Source organism: Priestia sp. TRM10, from assembly GCF_057808375.1.
Genome location: NZ_JBJZOT010000015.1, coordinates 1,409,643 through 1,431,038, shown reverse-complemented (window position 1 = coordinate 1,431,038; position 21,396 = coordinate 1,409,643). Strand labels below are relative to the sequence as shown.

27 protein-coding genes are annotated in these 21,396 nt (G+C 37.2%); 20 read left to right on the top strand and 7 right to left on the bottom strand.

Features of this window, described 5'->3' with window-relative positions:
* Positions 1–44: 44 nt before the first annotated feature.
* The 9 genes from ACK3CR_RS24165 (at position 45) to ACK3CR_RS24125 (ending at position 8,194) form a co-directional block, all read left to right on the top strand.
* Entirely contained in the window at positions 45–1,499 is a 1,455-nt protein-coding gene (locus ACK3CR_RS24165) for an o-succinylbenzoate--CoA ligase (RefSeq protein ID WP_243516850.1), read from the top strand.
* Positions 1,489–2,589 (top strand): o-succinylbenzoate synthase, encoded by a 1,101-nt coding sequence (menC, locus tag ACK3CR_RS24160; protein WP_488976202.1) that lies wholly within the window; start codon positions 1,489–1,491, stop codon positions 2,587–2,589. The genes ACK3CR_RS24165 and menC overlap by 11 nt, the downstream gene beginning before the upstream one ends.
* A 257-nt stretch (positions 2,590–2,846) precedes the next feature.
* Positions 2,847–3,779 carry a metal ABC transporter solute-binding protein, Zn/Mn family gene (locus ACK3CR_RS24155; RefSeq protein ID WP_488976201.1) on the top strand — a complete coding sequence of 311 codons (933 nt, stop codon included), beginning with the start codon at positions 2,847–2,849 and terminating at the stop codon, positions 3,777–3,779.
* Positions 3,780–3,791: 12 nt separating this feature from the next.
* Positions 3,792–4,541 (top strand): metal ABC transporter ATP-binding protein, encoded by a 750-nt coding sequence (locus ACK3CR_RS24150; protein WP_243516866.1) that lies wholly within the window; start codon positions 3,792–3,794, stop codon positions 4,539–4,541.
* A gap of 10 nt (positions 4,542–4,551) precedes the next feature.
* On the top strand, positions 4,552–5,886 hold the full coding sequence (locus ACK3CR_RS24145; protein WP_488976200.1) for a metal ABC transporter permease: 1,335 nt from the start codon (positions 4,552–4,554) through the stop codon (positions 5,884–5,886).
* Between the two features lie 14 nt (positions 5,887–5,900).
* Positions 5,901–6,797 carry a metal ABC transporter permease gene (locus ACK3CR_RS24140; RefSeq protein WP_488976199.1) on the top strand — a complete coding sequence of 299 codons (897 nt, stop codon included), beginning with the start codon at positions 5,901–5,903 and terminating at the stop codon, positions 6,795–6,797.
* A gap of 85 nt (positions 6,798–6,882) precedes the next feature.
* Positions 6,883–7,335, top strand: coding sequence for an acyl-CoA thioesterase (locus tag ACK3CR_RS24135; protein ID WP_488976198.1), 453 nt, complete (start codon positions 6,883–6,885; stop codon positions 7,333–7,335).
* A gap of 246 nt (positions 7,336–7,581) precedes the next feature.
* The gene (locus ACK3CR_RS24130; RefSeq protein WP_243516877.1) at positions 7,582–7,863 is read left to right on the top strand and encodes a DUF2325 domain-containing protein; all 282 of its coding nucleotides are present in this window, start codon (positions 7,582–7,584) and stop codon (positions 7,861–7,863) included.
* 22 nt (positions 7,864–7,885) lie between these two features.
* Complete coding sequence (locus ACK3CR_RS24125) at positions 7,886–8,194, top strand: hypothetical protein (RefSeq protein ID WP_243516880.1); 309 nt, start codon at positions 7,886–7,888, stop codon at positions 8,192–8,194.
* Positions 8,195–8,206: 12 nt separating this feature from the next.
* Here ACK3CR_RS24125 and ACK3CR_RS24120 read toward each other — a convergent pair whose 3' ends face one another.
* Positions 8,207–9,268 (bottom strand): cytochrome d ubiquinol oxidase subunit II, encoded by a 1,062-nt coding sequence (locus ACK3CR_RS24120; RefSeq protein WP_243516883.1) that lies wholly within the window; start codon positions 9,266–9,268, stop codon positions 8,207–8,209.
* Positions 9,269–10,612 carry a cytochrome ubiquinol oxidase subunit I gene (locus ACK3CR_RS24115; protein ID WP_243516888.1) on the bottom strand — a complete coding sequence of 448 codons (1,344 nt, stop codon included), beginning with the start codon at positions 10,610–10,612 and terminating at the stop codon, positions 9,269–9,271.
* 158 nt (positions 10,613–10,770) lie between these two features.
* Here ACK3CR_RS24115 and ACK3CR_RS24110 point away from each other — a divergent pair, with 158 nt between their 5' ends.
* Both ACK3CR_RS24110 and ACK3CR_RS24105 read left to right on the top strand, forming a co-directional pair.
* Complete coding sequence (locus tag ACK3CR_RS24110; protein ID WP_061803998.1) at positions 10,771–11,016, top strand: type B 50S ribosomal protein L31; 246 nt, start codon at positions 10,771–10,773, stop codon at positions 11,014–11,016.
* Positions 11,017–11,136: 120 nt separating this feature from the next.
* On the top strand, positions 11,137–11,706 hold the full coding sequence (locus ACK3CR_RS24105) for a beta-class carbonic anhydrase (protein ID WP_040056981.1): 570 nt from the start codon (positions 11,137–11,139) through the stop codon (positions 11,704–11,706).
* On the opposite strand, the gene yidD is transcribed toward ACK3CR_RS24105, so the two are convergent.
* Positions 11,707–11,946, bottom strand: coding sequence for a membrane protein insertion efficiency factor YidD (gene yidD / locus ACK3CR_RS24100; RefSeq protein ID WP_111922109.1), 240 nt, complete (start codon positions 11,944–11,946; stop codon positions 11,707–11,709). It abuts the gene before it with no gap.
* Positions 11,947–12,055: 109 nt separating this feature from the next.
* Between yidD and ACK3CR_RS24095 the strand changes: the two genes are divergently transcribed.
* The 7 genes from ACK3CR_RS24095 to ytkD all read left to right on the top strand — a co-directional run bounded on the left by ACK3CR_RS24095 (position 12,056) and on the right by ytkD (position 16,005).
* Positions 12,056–12,529 (top strand): S-ribosylhomocysteine lyase, encoded by a 474-nt coding sequence (locus ACK3CR_RS24095; RefSeq protein WP_019391085.1) that lies wholly within the window; start codon positions 12,056–12,058, stop codon positions 12,527–12,529.
* A 127-nt stretch (positions 12,530–12,656) separates the two neighbouring features.
* Entirely contained in the window at positions 12,657–13,100 is a 444-nt protein-coding gene (locus ACK3CR_RS24090; RefSeq protein ID WP_019391086.1) for a Dps family protein, read from the top strand.
* A 107-nt stretch (positions 13,101–13,207) separates the two neighbouring features.
* The gene (locus tag ACK3CR_RS24085; protein ID WP_488976197.1) at positions 13,208–13,363 is read left to right on the top strand and encodes a hypothetical protein; all 156 of its coding nucleotides are present in this window, start codon (positions 13,208–13,210) and stop codon (positions 13,361–13,363) included.
* Between the two features lie 85 nt (positions 13,364–13,448).
* Positions 13,449–14,441 carry an NADPH:quinone oxidoreductase family protein gene (locus ACK3CR_RS24080; RefSeq protein WP_111922108.1) on the top strand — a complete coding sequence of 331 codons (993 nt, stop codon included), beginning with the start codon at positions 13,449–13,451 and terminating at the stop codon, positions 14,439–14,441.
* Positions 14,442–14,620: 179 nt separating this feature from the next.
* Positions 14,621–15,016, top strand: coding sequence for a phage holin family protein (locus ACK3CR_RS24075; RefSeq protein WP_328122515.1), 396 nt, complete (start codon positions 14,621–14,623; stop codon positions 15,014–15,016).
* Positions 15,017–15,082: 66 nt separating this feature from the next.
* Positions 15,083–15,412: a hydrolase gene (locus tag ACK3CR_RS24070; RefSeq protein WP_243516896.1), complete on the top strand. Its 330-nt coding sequence runs from the start codon at positions 15,083–15,085 to the stop codon at positions 15,410–15,412.
* A 98-nt stretch (positions 15,413–15,510) separates the two neighbouring features.
* On the top strand, positions 15,511–16,005 hold the full coding sequence (gene ytkD, locus ACK3CR_RS24065) for an RNA deprotection pyrophosphohydrolase (RefSeq protein WP_243516917.1): 495 nt from the start codon (positions 15,511–15,513) through the stop codon (positions 16,003–16,005).
* Between the two features lie 16 nt (positions 16,006–16,021).
* Here ytkD and ACK3CR_RS24060 read toward each other — a convergent pair whose 3' ends face one another.
* The 3 genes from ACK3CR_RS24060 to ACK3CR_RS24050 are packed head-to-tail and all read right to left on the bottom strand — an operon-like array spanning position 16,022 to position 18,582.
* Positions 16,022–16,822 carry an ABC transporter permease gene (locus ACK3CR_RS24060; RefSeq protein ID WP_243516921.1) on the bottom strand — a complete coding sequence of 267 codons (801 nt, stop codon included), beginning with the start codon at positions 16,820–16,822 and terminating at the stop codon, positions 16,022–16,024.
* The gene (locus tag ACK3CR_RS24055) at positions 16,812–17,579 is read right to left on the bottom strand and encodes an ABC transporter ATP-binding protein (RefSeq protein WP_328122514.1); all 768 of its coding nucleotides are present in this window, start codon (positions 17,577–17,579) and stop codon (positions 16,812–16,814) included. The genes ACK3CR_RS24060 and ACK3CR_RS24055 overlap by 11 nt, the downstream gene beginning before the upstream one ends.
* Positions 17,580–17,589: 10 nt before the next feature.
* Entirely contained in the window at positions 17,590–18,582 is a 993-nt protein-coding gene (locus ACK3CR_RS24050) for an ABC transporter substrate-binding protein (RefSeq protein WP_243520697.1), read from the bottom strand.
* Positions 18,583–18,695: 113 nt separating this feature from the next.
* Between ACK3CR_RS24050 and ACK3CR_RS24045 the strand changes: the two genes are divergently transcribed.
* Positions 18,696–19,496 carry an alpha/beta hydrolase family protein gene (locus tag ACK3CR_RS24045; RefSeq protein ID WP_328122513.1) on the top strand — a complete coding sequence of 267 codons (801 nt, stop codon included), beginning with the start codon at positions 18,696–18,698 and terminating at the stop codon, positions 19,494–19,496.
* A 35-nt stretch (positions 19,497–19,531) separates the two neighbouring features.
* Positions 19,532–19,774 (top strand): DUF2584 domain-containing protein, encoded by a 243-nt coding sequence (locus ACK3CR_RS24040; RefSeq protein WP_488976196.1) that lies wholly within the window; start codon positions 19,532–19,534, stop codon positions 19,772–19,774.
* Between the two features lie 32 nt (positions 19,775–19,806).
* Here ACK3CR_RS24040 and pckA read toward each other — a convergent pair whose 3' ends face one another.
* The gene (pckA, locus tag ACK3CR_RS24035) at positions 19,807–21,396 is read right to left on the bottom strand and encodes a phosphoenolpyruvate carboxykinase (ATP) (protein ID WP_488976195.1); all 1,590 of its coding nucleotides are present in this window, start codon (positions 21,394–21,396) and stop codon (positions 19,807–19,809) included.

The window sequence follows — 21,396 nt, the reverse complement described above, 5'->3', positions numbered from 1 at the left end:
TGAATTTCGTTAAGCTGCTTTTTCGATAAAGAAGGAGTAATAGTATGGAACAGACAATGCCAAGCTGGTTAAAAAAGAGAGCTTTTCTGTCTCCGAACCGGATTGCAATTAAAACGATGAAAGAAGAAATTACATTTAAAGAACTTTTTATAAAAGCAGAAGAAATAGGGAAGAAGTTAGGGGCACTTGAGATAGAAAAAGGAAGCCATGTTGGGATTCTTGCTCACAATAGTTTAGATTTCGTCATTTTTCTTCATGCACTGCTTGGTATAGGAGCTAAAGTTGTGTTTTTAAATACTAAGCTAACGGAGAAAGAGCTATCGTTTCAGCTAGAAAATAGTAAAACTTCTATTCTTATTACAGATGATGAACTATTTAAAACGTCAATTACAGGTATTCAAAAAGCTTCATTTTCAGAAGTGAAAAAACTTGAAGAGCGTAATCTGTCTTTCCAAGAGGAAGTTTCTCTTTCAGATGTAGCAACAATTATGTATACATCAGGAACAACAGGAAATCCTAAAGGGGTTGTTCAAACGTATGGGAACCATTGGTGGAGTGCGACTGGATCTTCTTTAAACTTAGGTCTTCATGATAATGATCGTTGGCTTTTGGCCGTGCCACTTTTTCATATTAGTGGATTTTCGATTTTAATGCGCAGCGTCATATATGGAATGACTGTAATTCTTCATGAGAAATTTGAGGCAGAAAGAGTGCAACATGCTATTTTTCATGAGGGGGTAACAATTATATCCTGTGTAACAGCAATGCTGCAGAAAATGCTAGAGCATCTTCACGAGCCGTATCCAGATACATTTCGATGTCTTCTCTTAGGAGGAGGTCCAGCTCCTTTGCCAATACTAGAAAAGTGCAAAGAAGCAAACATTCCTGTCTATCAAACATATGGAATGACGGAAACTTCCTCACAAATTGTAACTCTTTCACCTGAGGATGCGCTGACTAAACTTGGGTCGGCTGGAAAGGTGCTTTTCCCAGCGCAGCTAAAAATAAAATCAGAGAATAAGCAAGAAGCAGGAGAGATTGTTGTAAAAGGACCAAACGTGACAAAAGGATATCTCTACAACGAAGAAGCAACAAATAAAGCTATTATAGATGGATGGCTTCATACGGGAGATATGGGATATGTTGATGAAGACGGTTATTTGTACGTACTTGATCGACGTTCAGACTTAATCATCTCAGGGGGCGAAAATGTATATCCGGCAGAAATAGAATCTGTGCTTCTTTCGCATCCTGCTGTTAAAGAAGCTGGTGTAACAGGTCAAGATGATGAAAGATGGGGGAAAGTTCCGGCTGCTTTTCTTGTCATGGCACACTCTATAGAGGAAAGTGAGCTAAAATCATTCTGTCAAAAAAGACTCGCTTCCTTCAAAATTCCAGCAAACTTTTATTTTGTAGATGAGCTAACAAGAAACGCTTCAAATAAATTAGTGAGACGGAAGCTGTTTTCTTTGCTAGAGGGCCAACAAAATGAAGATTGAGAATATCACCTTATATAGGTTGAGTCTGTCATTAAAAAGTCCTTTTTCTACAAAGTATGGAACAGTAAAAGATAGAGAGTTTTTACTTCTTAAAGTGAAAGATGAAACAGGAGCAGTTGGCTGGGGAGAATGTGTTGCTTTTGATACTCCATGGTATACGGAAGAAACGGTAGATACGTGTGAATATGCGTTAAAACATTTTTTAATTCCCTTTTTGAAAGGGGAAAGGGTAACACACCCAAGGGAAACAACCAAATTGTTTTCATTCGTTCAAGGTCATAGTATGGCTAAGGCATCGCTTGATTTAGCTCTATGGGATCTTTATGCAAAGAAGCTTGGCAAACCGTTAGGAAAGGTCCTTGGAGGCACAGCTTCTAAAATTTCCTCAGGAGTAGCTATTGGTATTAGCGATGAAGAATCAATGATTCAAAGTATTAAGGGATATGTAAAGGCAGGATATAAACGCTTTAAAATTAAAATTAAACCTGGTCACGACTATGAAGTTTTGAAAAAGATTCGTCAACAATTCCCAGATTTACCGCTTATGGCAGATGCTAATGCTTCATATACATTCACTGATATGTCTCTTCTAGAACAGCTTGACTCTCTTAACTTGATGATGATTGAGCAGCCCTTTGGAAAAGATGAATTTTTTCAACATAGCGAACTTCAGCGAGTATTGAAAACACCGATTTGTCTTGATGAAAGCATTACATCTGTTGAAAAAGCTTACCAAGCGATTCAATTTAAGAGCTGCAAAATTCTTGTTGTGAAACCAGGGAGAATTGGTGGGCTATCCCCATCTCTTCAAATTCATGAGCTAGCTCTTAAACATCATTTTCCACTCTGGGTTGGTGGGATGATTGAATCTGGTGTGTCTCGTGCTCATAATGTAGCACTTGCAAGCTTGCCTGGTTTTACAATTCCAGGTGACATTTCTGCGTCAGACCGTTATTGGAGTCGAGATGTGGTCAAAAAAGGGATTAAAGTTTTTGATGGCCATATTGAAGTACCATTAGAAAGTGGTTTAGGATTTTTCATTGATGAGCCTTTTATTGATCAAATTGCAACTAAAAAAGAAGAATTTTAAATATAAAAGCTCGGAAAGAAGAATAATTTCTTTCCGAGCTTTTATATTTAGAGAGAAGATGTTTGTGAAGAACAGAACGATAATATGAAAAATATACAAAAAAAGTTGACATTTTTTCAATTAGGCTATATTTTTTGTATTAAGGAAACTTTTTAGTATATAAGCATAAATTATTCTAAAAATAAAAAAGGTATTTTTTTGCTTAAAAAGTTGCCTTGAAGCAAAAAAATAGTGCAAGCACAAAAGGGGGATGCGTTTTGAAGAAGTTAGTCGTAATGATAGGGGCATTTTTGTTCATTTTATTACTGGCAGGTTGTCAAAGTGAAAAGGCAAGCTCGTCAGGAGATAAAGGAGAAAAAATAAAAATCACAGCTACAACAGGTCAAGTTGCAGATATTGCTAAAAGGATTGGTGGAAATAAAGTCACAGTAGAAGCCTTAATGGGACCTGGTGTTGATCCCCATCTTTATCAACCTTCTCAAGGAGATATTAAAAAAATACAAGAAGCAGATATAATTCTTTACAATGGTCTACATCTAGAAGGAAAGATGGGGAATATTTTTGAACGAATTGAGAAAGAAAAACCTGTTGTGCCTGTAGGAGAAGCTATTCCAAAAGAAAAGCTCATTAAGTCTGCAGATGATGCAAAGCTTTATGATCCACATGTTTGGTTTGATCCAGAGCTTTGGGTGTATGCAGTTGAAGAGACAAAGGAAGAACTTGTGAAGCTTGATCCTGATCACAAAGGTGAATATGAAAAAAATGCAGAGCAATATATAGAGGAATTAAATAAGGTGAAAAAAGAAGCGAAAGAGAAGTTTGCTGAAATCCCGAAGGAACGTCGTGTTCTTGTTACAGCTCATGATGCTTTTGGTTACTTCGGCAAAGCCTACAATATGGATGTTATGGGACTGCAGGGTTTAAGTACAGACTCTGAATATGGTTTAAAAGACGTTCAAAATTTAGTAGATACACTTGTCGATAAAAAAATTAAAGCTGTATTTATTGAAAGTAGTGTCTCTAAAAAATCAATCAATGCAGTTGTAGAGGGAGCGAAAAAAGCAGGTCACAATGTAAAAATTGGTGGAGAACTTTACTCAGATGCAATGGGGAAAGAAGGAACAGAGGAAGGTACATATATTGGGATGTACCGTCACAATATTGAGCAAATTTCAAAGGCGCTTAAATAAAGGAGGTAGGACATGGAACCTGTAAGAGTTGATAACTTAACGGTTGCTTATCATAAAAAACCAGTTCTTCAAAACGTTAGCTTTTCAATTCCAGAAGGAAAACTGATTGGAATTATTGGTCCAAATGGAGCTGGGAAGTCTACGCTTATTAAAGCAATATTAGGATTGATACCAAAAGCAAGCGGACATGTATCTATTTATGATAAGCCATATGAAAAACAAAGAAGCCTTGTTGGTTACGTACCTCAAAGAGGATCTGTGGACTGGGACTTTCCCACAAATGCACTTGATGTTGTATTAATGGGAAGATACAGACACATTGGCTGGCTGAAATACCCTTCTAAAAAAGATAAACAGTTTGCAATGGAGTGTTTGGATAAAGTTGGAATGTCAGCATTTGCTGGAAGGCAAATTAGTCAGCTATCTGGAGGACAGCAGCAGCGCGTATTTCTAGCAAGGGCACTTGCTCAAGATGCTAAAGTGTACTTTATGGATGAACCGTTTGTTGGAGTTGATGCCGCAACTGAAAAAGCAATTATTACTCTACTAGATGAACTAAAAAAACAAGGAAAAACGGTTCTTGTTGTTCATCATGATTTGCAGACTGTTCAAGAGTATTTTGATTGGGTTTTTCTATTGAATATGAGAAAGATTGCAATAGGCCCAACAGAAGAGGTATTTACATTTGATAATTTACAAACCACATATGGCGGGGGATTAGCGTTTTTAAATCAAGAAATGCTTGTCACATCTAAAAAGTAGAGGAGGGAGGATGATGGAAGTTATTCAAGAAGTTTTTAGGAATGGAAACGTTCAGTGGGTATTGCTCGGAACATTACTGTTAGGTCTTTGCAGTGGGGTTCTTGGCAGCTTTGCTCTTTTAAAAAAGCAAAGCTTAATTGGAGATGCAATGGCACATGCAGCTCTTCCTGGAATATGTCTCGCTTTTCTCATTGTAGGAGAAAAGGCGCTTATCCCATTCATCATTGGAGCTACTATACTAGGAATGATTGCAACTTACTGTATTCAATTCATTGTGAGGCATTCACGTATTAAAGAAGATACGTCGATTGGACTTGTGCTTTCTGTCTTCTTTGGTATAGGGATCGTTCTTCTTACGTATATCCAGCATAATGGAGCCGGAAATCAAAGTGGACTTGACGATTTCTTATTCGGTCAAGCGGCTTCTCTTGTTGGAGTAGATGTTCAGATTATTAGTATTATCTCTCTGCTTCTTTTATGTGTAACAGCTCTTTTATTTAAAGAACTTAAGGTCATCACATTTGATCCCCAGTTTGCAAAAGGATTAGGACTTCCTGTGAGAGGATTAAATGGTTTATTAATGACAATGATTGTACTTGCGGTTGTTATTGGCTTGCAAGCAGTTGGCGTAATTTTAATGTCTGCTTTACTCATCACTCCAGCTATTACGGCGCGCTACTGGACAGACAAATTGAGCGTTATGACAATTTTATCAGGGACAATGGGCCTCGCTTCTGGAGGGATTGGAACAATTGTGAGCTTAAGTTACGCCTCTTTACCAACAGGTCCTGTGATTATTTTATCTTTAACTGTCCTCTTCCTTTTTTCACTTTTATTTTCTCCAAAGCGAGGGCTCATTTCCACGTTGGTTAAAAGAATTCGTTTTAATCAAAACATACTAAGAGAGGATGTTCTTGTTCTTTTTTATGAAGGAGAAGAGTGGGCAAAGCTTCAGAAAAAGCAAGGTTATTCTCCGTCTATGTCTTCTTCAGATCTTATGAAAACAAGATTTATTTCACAGAGGAAATTAGAACGAAATTTAAAAAAGTTACGTTCAGAGCGGTTATTGAAGAAGAATAGTAGAGAGGAATATCGTTTAACAGAAGAAGGTCTTTCAATAGCTCATGAGCTGACTTTAAAAAGAAGGCTAATGGAAGTGTATCTTATGAATGAAATGCACTATGGTCACCTCCAATTAAGAACAGCTCACGGGGAAATCAGAGATATACCAAAAGATATTCTAACAGAACTTCTGGACATTCTTAAAAACCAGGGGCGGATGCCTTTCCTTTTAAAAGAACAAGAGAGCGAACTAGCAGAAACAAAGCCAGAAAATATATCGTAAAGGAGGTTAGGAATTTGAGCTTTGAAGGATGGATTATTATTACTGGAATGCTTGTTGGGATTGTTTGTGGAACAATTGGCTGTTTTTTAATTCTCCGCAAGATGGCAATGCTAGCAGATGCAATTAGTCATACTGTACTTCTCGGTATTGTTGTAGCTTTTTTAGTCAGCAACAGCTTAGACGGTATTTACATGCTGATTGGGGCAGCCTCTGTTGGATTATTAACAGCTTGGTTTGTTCAGCTTTTGCATCAAAGCGGTGTTCAATCAGATGCAGCTATTGGGGTTGTGTTCACATCTCTTTTCGCGCTTGGCGTTGTCCTTGTGACTGTCTATGCAGATAAGGTGCATTTGGATGTGAATCATGCTCTTATGGGCGATATTACATTTGTGCCATGGAATACACTGGAGTTCTTCGGTTATTCTTTAGGACCTAAAGCAGTATGGATGCTTGGAACTGTAGCTCTTATTAATTTTATATTAATGTGGATTTTTTATAAGGAGTTGAAGATTACTTCTTTTGACCCTCAAATGGCACTTGCGCTTGGTATTCCAGTTACATTTATTCACTATTTGCTGATGGGGATGCTTTCCTTATCAACTGTTGCCTCATTTGATAGTGTTGGGGCCATTTTAGTTGTTGCAATGCTTATTGCTCCAGGAGCAACAGCCTATTTATTAACTGATCGCTTAATCGTCATGATTATACTAAGTGCCGCTGTTGGGGCAGTAGCAGCTGTTATTGGATACTATAGTGCATCATATTGGAACATATCTATAGCAGGTGCAATGGCAGCTTCGTGTGGTTTTCTTTTCTTGTTAGCTTTTCTTTTTTCGCCAAAGCATGGCCTTCTTTTTAAGCGACTGTCACAACAAAAGCTTAAACAAAGCGAAGCTTTTTCAGAAAAGTAATGACCCTTCATTTGAAGGGTCATTTTTTGTATAAATTCTCCTTTACTGACAAAGCTAGTATGTGAATAGAAAAGGAGAATTTAACATGAAAGAAATTCTAATGAAAGATTCAAAGGTTATGCAAACAAAGCTTGTTCTTCCTCTTGATACAAATAATCTAGGAACAATGTTTGGGGGAAGAGTACTGGCCTCCATTGATGAGATGGCTGCTATTGTTTCAATGAAACATTCTGCTTCAACAACGGTCACAGCTTCTATTGATTCTGTGGATTTCCTATCTCCCGTAAAGGTCGGAGATATTTTAAGTATTGAAGGACTAATTGCTCATACAGGAAGAAGTTCAATGGAAGTATATGTAAGAGTGGTGAAAGAAGATTGGAAAACAAAAGAGAGAGTTACTACTACAACTTCTTTTGTCACAATGGTAGCTATCAATGAAGAGGGAAAAACAATAGAAGTTCCAAAAATTGTGCCCCAAAGTGAAGAAGAGAAAGAGATTTATGAATCAGCTTTAAAGCGTAAACAGCAAAGAATCTAGCTATAAATGAGCATGCAACATAAGCATGCTCATTTATTTTTTCTATAGGACAGAACAACTAATTGATAAATGTTATCAATTAGTTGTTGACAAAGAGAATCATTCTCAATTATGCTAGTTATAGAAGAGCAAAGAGAAAAAATATTCTGATTGCTTGTTGAGGATACTTAAATATGATTATGGAACGCCAAGAATTTAACATAATGAACGTGAAAATAGAAGAAATAAAAGAAGGGTGGAGCTAAAATGGGATCGATTTTAGTTGTTGGAGGAGACCGTGTTAAACATATTACAACAAGATTAGAGAATGAAGGGTACAATGAGGTGATTCATTTAGACGGACGTAAGGCAAACATGGTAAAGCGAGATATTCCAGAACATATTCGTTTCGTGCTTGTTATTACTGATTTTATCAATCATAATCTTGCAAAAGTAATTAAAGAGAAAGCGAAAAAAAGCGCTAAACCAATTTACTTTGTTCATCATTCGTGGAGCGCAATTTACCGAGTAATTCAAAAGATAGACTAATAAAAAACGAAAGAGGGATAGTATGAGCTGTAATGACATAAGGAAAGAAGGGTTGTTCTTAGATTGGATAATAGAAAGTACAAAAAGTGAAGCAAAGTGGAAGAAGCCTATTATAAGGACAATAGAGAAAATTACAACTTTGTTCTATCAAGCCCCGCAAAAAGAACGTTCTTCTCTCTATTTACTTCAACTTATTGACAAGTACTGGCATAATATCCCGAGAGAGTCTTTTCAATCCTTAACTGAATATTACCTTTTGTTAGCAAAAGTCAGTGATTACTTATTAACAACTCTTTTATATAATCAAAAATCCCCTCTTAGAGAGTCCTAGGAGGGGATTTTTTTAATAGGCACCTTCTGGGTCATTATCATCTTTTGATTTGAAGTTCTTCTTTAGGTAGCCGCGATCTTTCATGAAAAGTCTCCAAAAATACACAAACCCAGGGAAGAGAATGATGAACGCTACAATATAAGTGATAAATAGAGCTTTAAAAGTTGCCGGATCTGTAAATCCTTCTTCAAGTGTTACATGTGGATAAACCATGTATGGGAGATGAGAGCGGCCATACACATAGCTTGCAAAGAAATATTGAATAATAACCATCACAACAGAAATTCGGGGTCTTCCAAGCCTTGATTTTGTTGGAAGGAAGAGACACAGTCCTGCGATAATAAAAGCAATAATAGAAGCAACTAGAGCCCAAATATGATCCATCATATTGTTGTAAATCCAAGGGCTTTCAGTTCGTAATGTTGCTATAACAAGAAACCCAGCAATAAGGGAGCATGGGCCTGTAATGAGAGCATCACGTCGATATACTTCGTATGCATTGTACTGATCAGATGTTTTGGAGTAATCTGTCAATAGAAGTGATGAAAGAAACAGCGTTGACGTGAAGGCGAATAGCATAAACATATATACGTTTGGGCTAGTAAAAAGTGCTCCTAAATTTAAATGATCGTTTCCATTCACTTTGTTAATATAGCCACCATGTGTGATAGGGAGAACGCAAATTAACAGAGCAGGGATGAAAATACCTGATACGCCAGAAACGTAAATCAGTGCTTTTTCATATCCTTTAGCCATGTGAGAAAAAACAAGGAATCCGCTTCGAATCGCAAGCAAGAGAAGCATAATACTTCCTGGAATAAGGAGAACCGTTCCGAGCGTAAATGTAGCACTTGGAAAGAAACTAAATAATCCAACCACAATAGCTACAATAAATACGTTTGTAACTTCCCATGTTGGTGAAAGGTAACGGTTTGCAATATTCGTTGCATTCGTTTTTTCTTTGTTAATATACACCATAGACCAAAACCCAGCTCCAAAATCCATGGAAGCCATAATGGCATAGATAAAAACAAGCCCCCACAAAAGAGTAACAGCAATGAGCGTATCCGCCATTTAAATACCTCCTTCAGAGTTTAGTTTAGCTAAATCTTCTGAAACAGGATGTCTCTTGAAGTAATAGCGAAGTACAAGAACAACAGCTATTCCTAAAATAATATAGACAAGAAGGAACAGGAAAAAGAGTAGACTTAAATCTGCTGATGTTGTAACAGCTTCAGACGTCTTCATCATACGGTAAATAATCCATGGCTGACGTCCTGTACAAGCAAAAATCCATCCAGATTCAATAGCAATTACAGCAAGCGGCCCTGAGATAATAAATGCCCAAAGAAAAAGTTTCGGAAATTCTTTTCTCTTTAAGAACTTCGTCCACACGAATGCTGCAAGAGCTAACATAAGAAGAAATCCACCAATGACAACCATTGAGTTAAATAAAGTGTGAATAAATAACGGTGGCCAATATTCTCTTGGGAAATCATTAAGCCCAATTACAGTAGTATTAAAACTGTTGCCAGCTAAAAAGCTTAACGCCCATGGGAACTCTATTCCGTATTTAATTTCTTGATTTTCAACATCCGTGAATCCTCCGAGTGTTAGTGGAGCATGATCCTGAGTTTCAAAAAGCCCTTCAGCACCTGCTAGCTTTTCTGGCTGATATTCATAAAGATGCTGTGCTGATTCATGACCGTTAAGGGCTGTTAGAAAAGAGAATATTCCTCCAACAGTTAAACCGATAATAAGAGCTTTTCGATGGAAAGAGTATACCTTTTTATCTTTGCGCGAGCGTAGCATTTTGTAAGCAGCAATCGAAGCAATAATAAAACCAACTGTTGTATATGCTGAGACAACAACATGCCCTGCTGTGACTAAAAAGCTTGGATTAAAGAAAGCTGCCCAAGGTTCAACATTAGTAATATTTCCATCTGTAATGGTAAACCCTGCAGGAGTTCCTTCAAAAGCATGGACATTCGTAATTAAGACAGCTGAAGCTGCTCCACCAATTGCAATAGATATGACACTAACAATCCTCATCAAGGGAGAAATGCGGTCTGCTGCATACACGTAGATAGATAAAAAGAGAGCTTCAATAAAAAAAGCGTAAATTTCAATTTGGAACGGAAGAGACATAACTTTACCAACAACTTCCATAAAGCCAGGCCACAATAAAGAGAGCTGTGTTCCGGCAATTGTTCCGGTTGGAATAGCAACGCCAAGTAAAACAGAGAAACCTTTGATCCAACGCTGTGCCATAATGTTATAAGACGGATCTTTTGTTTTTTGATATAAAAGTTCTGCAATGAGAATCATAAGAGGAAGACCAACGCCTAGTGTTGCAAAAATAATATGAAAACCCATTGTCATCCCAAACATTGAGCGTGCTGTAACTAAGTGATCCATAATGCTCCTACCTTTCCAGTGAAGTATCAATAAACCTTATTGTCCACTTATTGGAATCAATTATTCATGATTTTGGAAGGGAGGAAAACTTTTCGTTTGCAAATAGTAATGGTTACGTTTTATAATAGGGATATGATTTTGAAAGGAGCACGATAACTATGAAACAAAATTTACATCCAGATTACCAGCCTGTAGTATTTATGGACACAAACAGCGGATATAAATTTTTAAGTGGTTCAACAAAGAAATCAAACGAGACAATAGAGTGGGAAGACGGAAACACTTATCCGCTTTTAAAAGTAGAGGTTTCATCTGACACACATCCATTCTATACAGGACGTCAAAAATTTGGTAACCGTGATGGACGAGCAGAGCAGTTTAAGAAGAAATATAATATGAAGTAAAAACAACAATAAAAGGAGGATGTTCTAAAAAGATAAATTTTAGAACATCCTCTTTTTTAAAAATTTGATATAATAAATAATGAATTTCACCATATAAGATATGATAAGGGGAGTAGAAAAATGTTAGAACAAATTCTAGAATATAACAAGCAATTCGTTGAGAAACAAGAGTACAAAACATTTGAAACAACAAAGTTTCCAAACAAGAAATGCGTTATTTTAACATGCATGGACACAAGACTTATCGAACTTTTACCAGCAAGTATGAACTTAAAAAACGGAGACGCTAAAATTGTAAAATCAGCAGGTGCTGTTGTTTCAACACCATTTGGCGGAATTATGCGCAGCCTTATTGTTGCTATTTATGAATTAGGCGCAGATGAGGTATTTGTTATTGGTCATCATGACTGCGGAATGAGCAGTATCAATCCAGAGGCCGTAAAGAAAAAATTTGTTGAACGCGGTATTACAGAAGATACAATCCATACGTTAGAAAATGCGGGAGTTAACCTTGATGACTGGCTTCGTGGATTTGATAATGTAACAGATAGCGTTCAACAAAGCGTTGATCAAATTCGCAACCATCCGCTTGTACCAAACGTTCCTGTGCATGGTTTAGTCATTGACCCTGCAACAGGAAAATTAGATGTTGTAGATCGTGACGAAAAAGCTGTTACTTCATCAAAATAATTATTTTGAATGTGAATGCTTGTCCTTCTTTTCAGGAACTGGATCAAAGCCTCCTGGATGGAAGGGATGGCATTTTAATATTCGTTTTATCGTAAGGTAGGTACCTTTAATGGCTCCAAAGCGCTGAATCGATTGAAGACCATAGTGTGAACATGTGGGGTGAAAGCGACAGCGTGGAGGAGAAAGAGGAGAGATGAACAGCTGATATCCTCTAATAAGCCAGAGCAATAATTTTTTCATAGATAAAACCTTCCTTAAAAAGAGTGTTCTAAATTTATTATAACCTACGATATGTTATACTAGATACGATTAAAAAATACAAATGATACATCGAAAGGAGAGCTTTTTTATGCCTTCAGTTGAAAGTTTTGAACTTGATCATACAGCCGTGAAAGCTCCTTATGTTCGTCATTGTGGTGTTCATAAAGTAGGAACTGATGGATTAATTAATAAGTTTGATATTCGTTTTTGCCAACCGAATAAGCAAGCGATGAAGCCTGATACTATTCATACATTGGAACATCTTTTAGCATTTACAATCCGTAAATATGCGGAGAAACACGACCATTTTGATATTATTGATGTTTCTCCAATGGGTTGCCAAACAGGGTACTATTTAGTGGTAAGCGGCGAGCCAACTGTAAAAGAAATCATTACATTGTTAAGAGAAACATTTGAGGATGCTGTGAATATTACTGAAATCCCAGCTGCAAATGAAACACAATGCGGTCAAGCGAAACTTCACGATTTAGATGGAGCAAAACGTCTAATGAAGTTCTGGCTTGAACAAAATGATGAAGATTTAGAAAAAGTATTTGGTTAAGAAGAAAAGCGTCCTTTTTTAAAAAAGGACGCTTTTTTTCCATAATTTTAAGTTTGAACATCGTGTAAAAGTGGGTACAACTATAGTAGAGAAAATGTGTTAAAAAAAATGATTCGGAGGAATAACGATGTCAAACAATAAAGTTACAACAATTGTAAATAATCAAATCGCAAATTTCAGTGTCCTTTACATTAAGCTACATAATTATCACTGGTATGTAAAAGGAGAAAACTTCTTTACCCTACATGAAAAGTTTGAAGAGCTTTACAACGAGACAGCTACAAATATTGATGACTTAGCAGAGCGTTTATTAGCTCTTGAAGTAAAACCTGTTGCAACAATGAAAGAATATCTTGAAATGTCTTCTATCAAAGAAGCAGAAAAGAATGAAAGTGCAAAAGACATGGTAGCAAACCTTGTAGCAGACTTCAATACATTAACAAAAGAGTTGAAAGAAGGTATGGATGCTGCAGCAGAAGCTGACGATGAAACAACAGGAGATATGCTCCTTGCTATGCATAAAAGCTTTGAAAAACATACATGGATGTTAAATTCGTTCTTAGGACGATAAGAAAAAGCGGAGAATATCTCCGCTTTTTTGCTTCTAGCAAATTTTTGAAACAGTTTCTCTCTTTGCTCCGTATATCTTTTTAAACAAAGAAAGGAGGCGGTGCAGGAGTGAAGCTGAAAAAGAAAAAGCAGAACAGGAGAAAGAAGGAAGTAGCAGAGACAGCCTTTGACGTTTTGCTTGAAGCTCCTGAACTTCTTTATTACGCTCCTCGCTTACTTTGGATGGGCTGCAAAACAGTTCTAAAAGCAATTTCAGAAGCGTGAAGGCAGAGAGTGTAGCAGATATTTGTTACACTCTCTGTTTTCATTTAATATAAATTGTATGGGAATATAAGAAAGGAGCATTTTTATGAAAGAGACTTTTAAAGCATTAGTTATTCGTGAACAAGGTGAAGAGGTTTCACGGAACATTGAGCATCTATCTCTGTCAGACTTACCAGAAGGAGATGTTGTTGTAAAAGTTGCTTACTCTGGTGTGAACTATAAAGATGGACTAGCAAGTATTAAGAATGGAAAAATTGTCTCTTCTTATCCCTTTATTCCTGGAATTGATCTTGCAGGAGAAGTTGTTTCCTCAAAAGATGAGCGCTTTAAAGAAGGTGACAAAGTAATTGCAACAAGCTACGAAATTGGGGTTTCTCATTTTGGTGGTTATAGTGAATATGCACGCCTTCATGGAGATTGGATTGTTCCATTACCAGAAGGTTTAACATTAAAAGAAGCAATGGTTTTAGGGACAGCAGGGTTTACAGCTGCTCTATCTGTTCAACGGTTAGAAGAAAACGGTCTTCAAGAAGAAAACGGTGATGTTCTTGTGACAGGAGCAACAGGTGGAGTTGGTAGCGTTGCTATCGCAATGCTTTCTAAGCGTGGCTATACCGTTGTAGCAAGCAGCGGGAAAGAATCACAGCACGAGTATTTGAAAAGTATTGGGGCATCTGAGATTATCTCGCGTGAAGATGTTTACAATGGCAAAATAAAAGCGCTTGATAAACAAAAGTTTGCAGGAGCCGTAGATCCTGTTGGTGGTGAAGTGCTAGCGTCAATTCTTAGTCAAATCTCTTATAATGGTTCTGTTGCCGTAAGTGGGTTAACGGGTGGAGGCAAAGTTCCAACGTCTGTTTATCCATTCATACTGCGCGGGGTAAACCTCCTTGGCATTGATTCTGTTTATTGTCCAATGGAGCGTAGACAAAAACTTTGGGAGCGAATGGGAGGAGATTTAAAACCCCAAGACTTCTCAAAGCTTGTGAACAAAGAGATTTCCTTGGAAGAACTTCCAAATGCCTTAGACAACATTTTACAAGCAAAATCAACGGGTAGAGTTATTGTGAAAATGTAATGAAAAGCAAACAGGCCTTATGCTTGTTTGCTTTTTTATATGATATATGCCTCCTTTTCCCTCTTTTTTTACACGTTATCTTCATTTCTTTAAATTCCTACGCACTTTGATAGTTTGTACATATAATAATACTGTGAATTAACTATTTCCTATCATAGGAGTTTGGGAGGAGGGAAACTGTGTTTAAACAGTCTTTCTTGCTCGGCATTGCTAGCATCGGATCTTTTACTGGACTGCTGTTTGGTGGGTGGAATTATTTACTAACCATTCTTTTGGCATGCGTTATTCTCGATTATATAACTGGCTTGCTATCATCTATTGTGCACAAGGAATTCAATAGCCGTATCGGTTATAGAGGAATTGCTCAAAAGATTTTAATTTTTATTTTAGTTGCTGTAGCAAACTTTATGGATGTTCTACTCTGGGATGAGAATTTTATCCGCAATACAACAATCCTATTTTATACACTTAACGAAATCATTTCTATCACTGATAACGCAAAAAGAGTAGGACTACCTGTACCACAAATTATTATCAATGCAATTCGCGCCTTACAAAATCGATTAAAAAAATAAAATGAATACTTTTCTCCTTTTTGTGGGATAAGAACACTATTATCTCTACAAAGAGGAGAGAATTCTATGATAAACGAGCGACAAACTTATTACGTTACATTAGCAACAGGGGAAATTTCACAAATTAGCACTGCGTCAGATTGGAACTATACGATTTATGCCAATAATGAGGAAATAGAAGAACTAAGAGAAATCTTTAATGAAAACAGAGCAACAGATTGGGGTAACTATTTCAGAGCACATGTTCCATACTTAGAATATCATTATGATAAAGGCAATGACATTTATGATCGCCATATTTGTGCTATATATGATAAATTGTATGAGCTTGGAGATGAGAATGCCAAAGCCCATATTGAACAAATCCTGCCGTTGCTGAACAGAAATAAAGAGTGATTTCAATAATTGCTCTTTTTTTGTCGGGAAAAAAGAACGTATTGAAAACTTCTATGCTACAATAGAAATCATAATAATGAGCGATGGAGTAATGTCATATGTACACGTTTAAAGATAGCTACCAGAATCAAGTTTTTTTGTCTTTTAATAAACATGCTTTTTCTAAAAATCCGAAACATGTCTGGGTTGTGTGTCGTTTTGAAGGCCAATGGCTCTTAACAGATCATTCAACACGTGGAATGGAGTTTCCGGGTGGAAAAGTAGAGCAAGGAGAGACACCTGCAGAAGCTGCTAGACGAGAGGTAATGGAGGAAACAGGTGGGGTTGTTACAGATTTACACTATTTAGGGCAGTATAAAGTATGTAGCCGCCAACGAATTATTATCAAAAACATTTACTTTGCTTCTATTCCAGAGATTAAAAAAAGAGATGACTACCTAGAAACAAAAGGACCTGTTTTAGTAAGAGAATTACCAAAACATATTAAAAATCATGAAGAATACAGTTTTATTATGAAAGATGACGTTCTTCAGCACGTGTTAACTGAAATGCGACGTCAGGGAATATTACCTCAAAAAGGAACATCTTCATAAGAGATGTTCCTTTTTATTATTTCAGCAATTTTTTTTCAAGAATAGCAACGCCTTGATACATAAGCGTAGCTAAAATGGCAATAAGCAAGAGGCTTAGAAGCACAAGGGTAAAATTAAACACTTGGAATCCATAAATAATCATATAACCGAGCCCTTGACTTGAAACGAGAAATTCACCGACAATAACGCCTACCCAAGATAATCCAACATTCACTTTAAAAGTAGAAATGATAGCTGGAAAAGAGCTTGGTAGGATGGCTTCTTTAAAACATTGAAGTCGTGAAGCATTAAAAATACGAAGGACTTTTACATAGTTAGGATCCACTTCTTTAAATGATGTATAAATAACAATGGTAGTAATAATCACAGAAATGAGAGCCCCCATAATTAGAATGGAGGAAAAGTTTGGTCCAATCGCAACAATCAGAATCGGCCCGAGCGCTACTTTAGGCATCGCATTTAATACAACAAGATAAGGATCAAGAATTTTAGCAAGCTTTGGTGACCACCAAAGAAGCGATGCAAGTAAAATCCCAGCAAGTGTCCCAATTAAAAACCCAAGCAGTGTTTCAAAAAGAGTGACGCTTGTATGCTGTAATAGAGAGCCATCCATCAGCTTTTCAATAAAAAGCTCACTCACTTTAACAGGGGAACTGAAAATAAGCGGATCTAAAATTTTTGTTCGTGAACCAACTTCCCATAGAACAAAAAAAGAAACGAGGATAAGAAGTTGAAAAAGACGAACATAAACTTTTTCTCTTTTTAAGGTACGCAAATACTGTTCATGAAGGAAGGCTGTATTTTTATTATTGTTCAAGATGTTCAAACTCCTTCCAAATGCGTTGAAATAAGGCATTATATTCTTCATGTTGACGTGCTTCAAGCGGTGATAAGCTCCGTAAACTTTGAGGAACGATAAATGTTTTAGAAAGTCTCCCTGGGTTTCTTGAAAGAAGAAAAATACGGTCGCTCATTGCAATGGCTTCACCAATATCGTGTGTAACAAGAACGGCGGTTTTATTGAAATTTTTTAACGTTTCCCCAACAAGATCTTCAAGCTTTAATTTGGTTTGAAAATCTAACGCTGAAAAAGGTTCATCAAGCAATAAAAGCTGTGGATTCGTAATGAGTGTACGAACGAGTGAAACACGCTGCCTCATCCCACCTGAAAGCTCGCTCGGATAGAGGGATTCTACATTTGGCAGTCCAACAGTTTCTAAGAGAGCTGTCGCCTTTTCCTCCCATTCTGCTGACGTTTGCTTTTTGATTTTAGGCCCAAGAAGGACATTTTCTTTTATCGTTTTCCAATTAAACAAATAATCTTGTTGAAGCATATAGCCAATTAAGTCTTTATGATCTTTCATTTTTTGATCTTGGATAAGTATGCTCCCTTCTGTTGGAGAAAGGAGCCCAGAAATGATAGAAAGAAGCGTTGTTTTCCCACAGCCACTCGGTCCTAAAAGAGAAATAAATTCGCCTTCTTCAAGAGTGAATGAAATGTTCTCAAGAACGGAAGTAGCCTGCTTTTTTGAGAAGTACGTATGACTTATGTTTTGAACATCAAGAAATGTCATTTTTTATCGCCTACTCTTCCATAGCCTTTTTGGCTATCTTCGTGTTCACAAGTTTTGTATAATCCACATTTTTAGGTAGTTCGCCTGCTTCTTTCATAATTTCCTCAAGCTGATTCCACTCTGCTTTGTTTAGCAAAGGATTTTTTGCATAGGAATCTTGTGACTTGTAACGATCAACAACAGTTTCAATTGTTTCTAAGGACGTATCTTCAAACTGAGGAGCAATCTCTTTTGCTACTTCCTCTGCACTGTGCTCATCAACCCATTTTTGCGCTTTATAAAGAGCACGTGTGAATTTCTCCATCGTTTCTTCATTTTCAGTAAGGTAGCTTTCTTTCGCCATAAAAGAAGTGTAAGGAACTTTGCCTGATTCGGTTCCAAATGAGGCAACAATATGGCCTTTTCCTTGTTGTTCAAAAATACTTGCTGTTGGTTCGAAAAGCTGGACATAATCACCTGTTCCTGATGCAAAGGCATTCGCAACGTTTGCAAAATCAATATTTTGGATAAGCTCTAAATCTTGTTTAGGATCAATATTATGCTGCTTTAATACATACTCACCAACCATTTGTGGCATGCCACCTTTACGCTGACCGAGAAATGTAGAACCTTTAAGCTGTTCCCATGAGAAGTTCTCTATTTTTTCTCTTGCTACTAAAAAAGTTCCATCATTTTCTGTTAACTGTGCAAAGTTAACGACAGGATCATCTGCTCCTTGAGATTGCACATAAATGGATGTTTCAGAACCAACGAGAGCAACATCAATGCCGTCTGATAGTAAAGACGTCATTGTTTTATCTCCGCCCCACGTTGTTTTTAATTCAACATCTAAACCTTCTTCTTCAAAAAAACCTTTGGAAACAGCCACATACTGTGGAGCGTAAAAGATAGAATGGGTTACTTCCCCAACTCTGACCGTTTTTTTCGTTTCTTGACTACACCCAAACAAACTTAAGCAAACTAAGAGAAGAGCTATAGATAAATAAACTTTACCTTTTTTCATCATGAAAGAGTAAACCTCCTTTAAAAAGACTTCTTTTGTCTATATTGATAAAATATGAGGAGGAGACAATTTGTGTGAATGCCTAGAAAAATTATTTTAAAGGATGATGTTTTTTGCTAAATGGAACGGTAGTTAGTAAGCAGCGATTTCCATCACCAAATCCGCATGTACTCCTTCATATTGTGGAATATATGGTGGATGGACTGCGTGTTAAAGGACTTTTGGCAGAGCCTGTAGCTAACGGAAGATACGACGGTTTTTTATATTTGAGAGGAGGCATTAAAAGCGTTGGCATGGTTCGAGTTGGGCGAATTGTTCAATTTGCTTCAGAAGGATTTGTTGTAATGGCCCCTTTTTATAGAGGAAACCAAGGGGGAGAAGGAAATGAAGATTTTGCAGGAGAAGATCGTTATGACGCGCTGAGTGCCTTAGGAGTGCTTGAGCAACATTCAAAAGTAGACAAGGATAACATTCACGTTTTTGGGTTTTCAAGAGGAGGAGTAATGGCTCTTTTGGTTGCTGAATTATCCGATACCGTTCGCTCTCTTGTATTATGGGGAGGTGTAACAGACATGGTGCTCACCTACAATGAGCGAAAAGACTTGCGTAGAATGATGAAGCGCGTTATTGGAGGAAGTCCAAATAAGGTACCAGAGGCTTATAAGTGGCGTACTCCTCTTTATGAAGTGGATCAAATTTCTTGTCCTGTACTGCTTATACATGGAGTACATGATGAAAATGTCTCAGTGCAACATGCTTACAAATTAGAAGAAAAACTCAAAAAGCTAAATCATACATATGAAGCATGGTACTTTGAGGGGTTTACACATTACTTTCCACCACGTGAAAATCGCCGAATTGTTCATTCACTTACAAGCTGGATGAAGAAGCATTCAAGTCTTTCACAGGTTTGATAATTTGATATAATAAAAAAAAAGAGGTGATTTTTATGGGTATGCCAATGGAGCTAAACACGATGATTGTAACAAAAGGCAACGAAGAAAGAATAGGGGAGAACGAGTTTGCACTTAAAAAAAGTGGATACCGTCTTTACCCACTTGATATTCCAATTGACATCCGTACGACTAAAGAAGGCGAAAGTCGAGGACGAGCAATCATAAAGAAAATAGAATGGTTCAAAGAAACGACTTTTTTAACATATGAGTTCATTTCCTTGAATTCTACAAACTAAAAGAGCGAGCGCTGTTGCGCTCGCTCTTTCGATTAAACGATTGGTCCACCAAGCTTTTCAATCTCAGAATTGTTTGTTGAGAATTTTTTAAAATTCTCTTTGAATTGATATGCAAGCGTTGTTGCTGCATTTTTATATTCATCAGGGTTTTTCCACGTTTTGAAAGGCTGCAGAACTTCATCTGGCACTCCAGGAACATGCATCGGCATATGAAGCCCAAAAATACCGTCTTGCACTGTTTCTACATTAGCAAGTTCACCTTCAAGTGCTGCTTGCACCATTGCGCGTGTGTAAGCTAGGTTCATACGTTGGCCAACGCCATAAACGCCGCCAGTCCATCCTGTGTTTACAAGGTAAACGTCCACACTGTGTTCTACAATTTTCTTTCCAAGCATCTCAGCATATACAGTAGCAGGAAGAGGAAGGAATGGAGAGCCAAAGCACGTAGAGAATGTGGCTTCAGGTGCTGTGACACCTCGTTCTGTTCCTGCTAGTTTACTAGTGTATCCGCTTAAGAAATGATACATAGCTTGTTCTTTTGTTAGTTTGCTAATTGGAGGTAGCGTACCTGTTGCATCTGCTGTAAGAAAGATGATTGTTGAAGGGTGACCTGCAACACTTGGTTTTATAATATTATCAATAGACTCAAGTGGATAAGCTGCTCTTGTATTTTCTGTTAGTGCGTTATCGTTATAGTCTGGAGTTTTTGTTTTTGGATCTACAAAAACGTTCTCAAGCACTGCTCCAAAACGGATAGCATCAAAGATTTGAGGCTCTTTTTCTTTTGTTAAACCAATACATTTAGCATAGCATCCACCTTCAATATTAAAGACGCCAGAATTTGACCATCCGTGCTCGTCATCTCCAATAAGGCGACGGTTTTCATCTGCAGAAAGGGTTGTCTTTCCTGTTCCAGATAAACCAAAGAAAAGGGAAACATCACCTTCACTGCCAACGTTCGCTGAACAATGCATTGATAAAATATCTTGCTCAGGAAGAAGGAAGTTCATAACAGAGAAAATGGATTTTTTCATTTCCCCAGCATATTCTGTTCCCCCAATTAAGATAATGCGCTTTTCAAAAGAAATAATAATGAATGTTTCAGAGTTTGTTCCATCTATAGCCGAATCTGCTTTGAAGTCAGGTGCTGATACAATTGTAAACTCAGGTTTATGAGTCTTTAAATCTGCATCTTTGTCAGGACGGATAAATAGCTGACGCGCAAATAGATTGTGCCATGCATATTCATTAATAACGCGAAGAGGAAGCTGGTATTTCTCGTCTGCCCCTGCAAAACCATCAAATACAAAAAGTTCATCTTTTTTCTTTAAATGATTTACAACTTTCTCATATAAACGAGAAAACGTATCAGGAGCAATTGGTTGGTTTACCTGCCCCCAATTGATTTTTTTTTCGACAGAAGCATCACGAACAACAAATTTGTCAAGAGGAGAACGCCCTGTGTACTTTCCTGTTGCAACACTGACGGCTCCTGTTTCTGTTAATATACCTTCTTTACGATCTAAAATACGTTCAACAAGAGAAGGTGTTGCAAGGTTATGTTGAACAGACGGAAGCGTTAATAGTTCAGTTAATTTTGTTGACATATCGACAGTACTCAT

Coding starts and splice junctions, on each gene's coding strand:
- ACK3CR_RS24095 (WP_019391085.1), top strand. CDS start 12,056: ATGCCTTCAGTTGAAAGTTTTGAACTTGATCATACAGCCGTGAAAGCT.
- ACK3CR_RS24150 (WP_243516866.1), top strand. CDS start 3,792: ATGGAACCTGTAAGAGTTGATAACTTAACGGTTGCTTATCATAAAAAA.
- ACK3CR_RS24070 (WP_243516896.1), top strand. CDS start 15,083: ATGATAAACGAGCGACAAACTTATTACGTTACATTAGCAACAGGGGAA.
- pckA (WP_488976195.1), bottom strand. CDS start 21,396: ATGAGTACTGTCGATATGTCAACAAAATTAACTGAACTATTAACGCTT.
- ACK3CR_RS24090 (WP_019391086.1), top strand. CDS start 12,657: ATGTCAAACAATAAAGTTACAACAATTGTAAATAATCAAATCGCAAAT.
- ACK3CR_RS24165 (WP_243516850.1), top strand. CDS start 45: ATGGAACAGACAATGCCAAGCTGGTTAAAAAAGAGAGCTTTTCTGTCT.
- ACK3CR_RS24055 (WP_328122514.1), bottom strand. CDS start 17,579: ATGACATTTCTTGATGTTCAAAACATAAGTCATACGTACTTCTCAAAA.
- ACK3CR_RS24115 (WP_243516888.1), bottom strand. CDS start 10,612: ATGGATCACTTAGTTACAGCACGCTCAATGTTTGGGATGACAATGGGT.
- ytkD (WP_243516917.1), top strand. CDS start 15,511: ATGTACACGTTTAAAGATAGCTACCAGAATCAAGTTTTTTTGTCTTTT.
- ACK3CR_RS24130 (WP_243516877.1), top strand. CDS start 7,582: ATGGGATCGATTTTAGTTGTTGGAGGAGACCGTGTTAAACATATTACA.
- ACK3CR_RS24040 (WP_488976196.1), top strand. CDS start 19,532: ATGGGTATGCCAATGGAGCTAAACACGATGATTGTAACAAAAGGCAAC.
- menC (WP_488976202.1), top strand. CDS start 1,489: ATGAAGATTGAGAATATCACCTTATATAGGTTGAGTCTGTCATTAAAA.
- ACK3CR_RS24125 (WP_243516880.1), top strand. CDS start 7,886: ATGAGCTGTAATGACATAAGGAAAGAAGGGTTGTTCTTAGATTGGATA.
- ACK3CR_RS24135 (WP_488976198.1), top strand. CDS start 6,883: ATGAAAGAAATTCTAATGAAAGATTCAAAGGTTATGCAAACAAAGCTT.
- ACK3CR_RS24105 (WP_040056981.1), top strand. CDS start 11,137: ATGTTAGAACAAATTCTAGAATATAACAAGCAATTCGTTGAGAAACAA.
- ACK3CR_RS24120 (WP_243516883.1), bottom strand. CDS start 9,268: ATGGCGGATACGCTCATTGCTGTTACTCTTTTGTGGGGGCTTGTTTTT.
- ACK3CR_RS24080 (WP_111922108.1), top strand. CDS start 13,449: ATGAAAGAGACTTTTAAAGCATTAGTTATTCGTGAACAAGGTGAAGAG.
- yidD (WP_111922109.1), bottom strand. CDS start 11,946: ATGAAAAAATTATTGCTCTGGCTTATTAGAGGATATCAGCTGTTCATC.
- ACK3CR_RS24145 (WP_488976200.1), top strand. CDS start 4,552: ATGATGGAAGTTATTCAAGAAGTTTTTAGGAATGGAAACGTTCAGTGG.
- ACK3CR_RS24050 (WP_243520697.1), bottom strand. CDS start 18,582: ATGAAAAAAGGTAAAGTTTATTTATCTATAGCTCTTCTCTTAGTTTGC.
- ACK3CR_RS24110 (WP_061803998.1), top strand. CDS start 10,771: ATGAAACAAAATTTACATCCAGATTACCAGCCTGTAGTATTTATGGAC.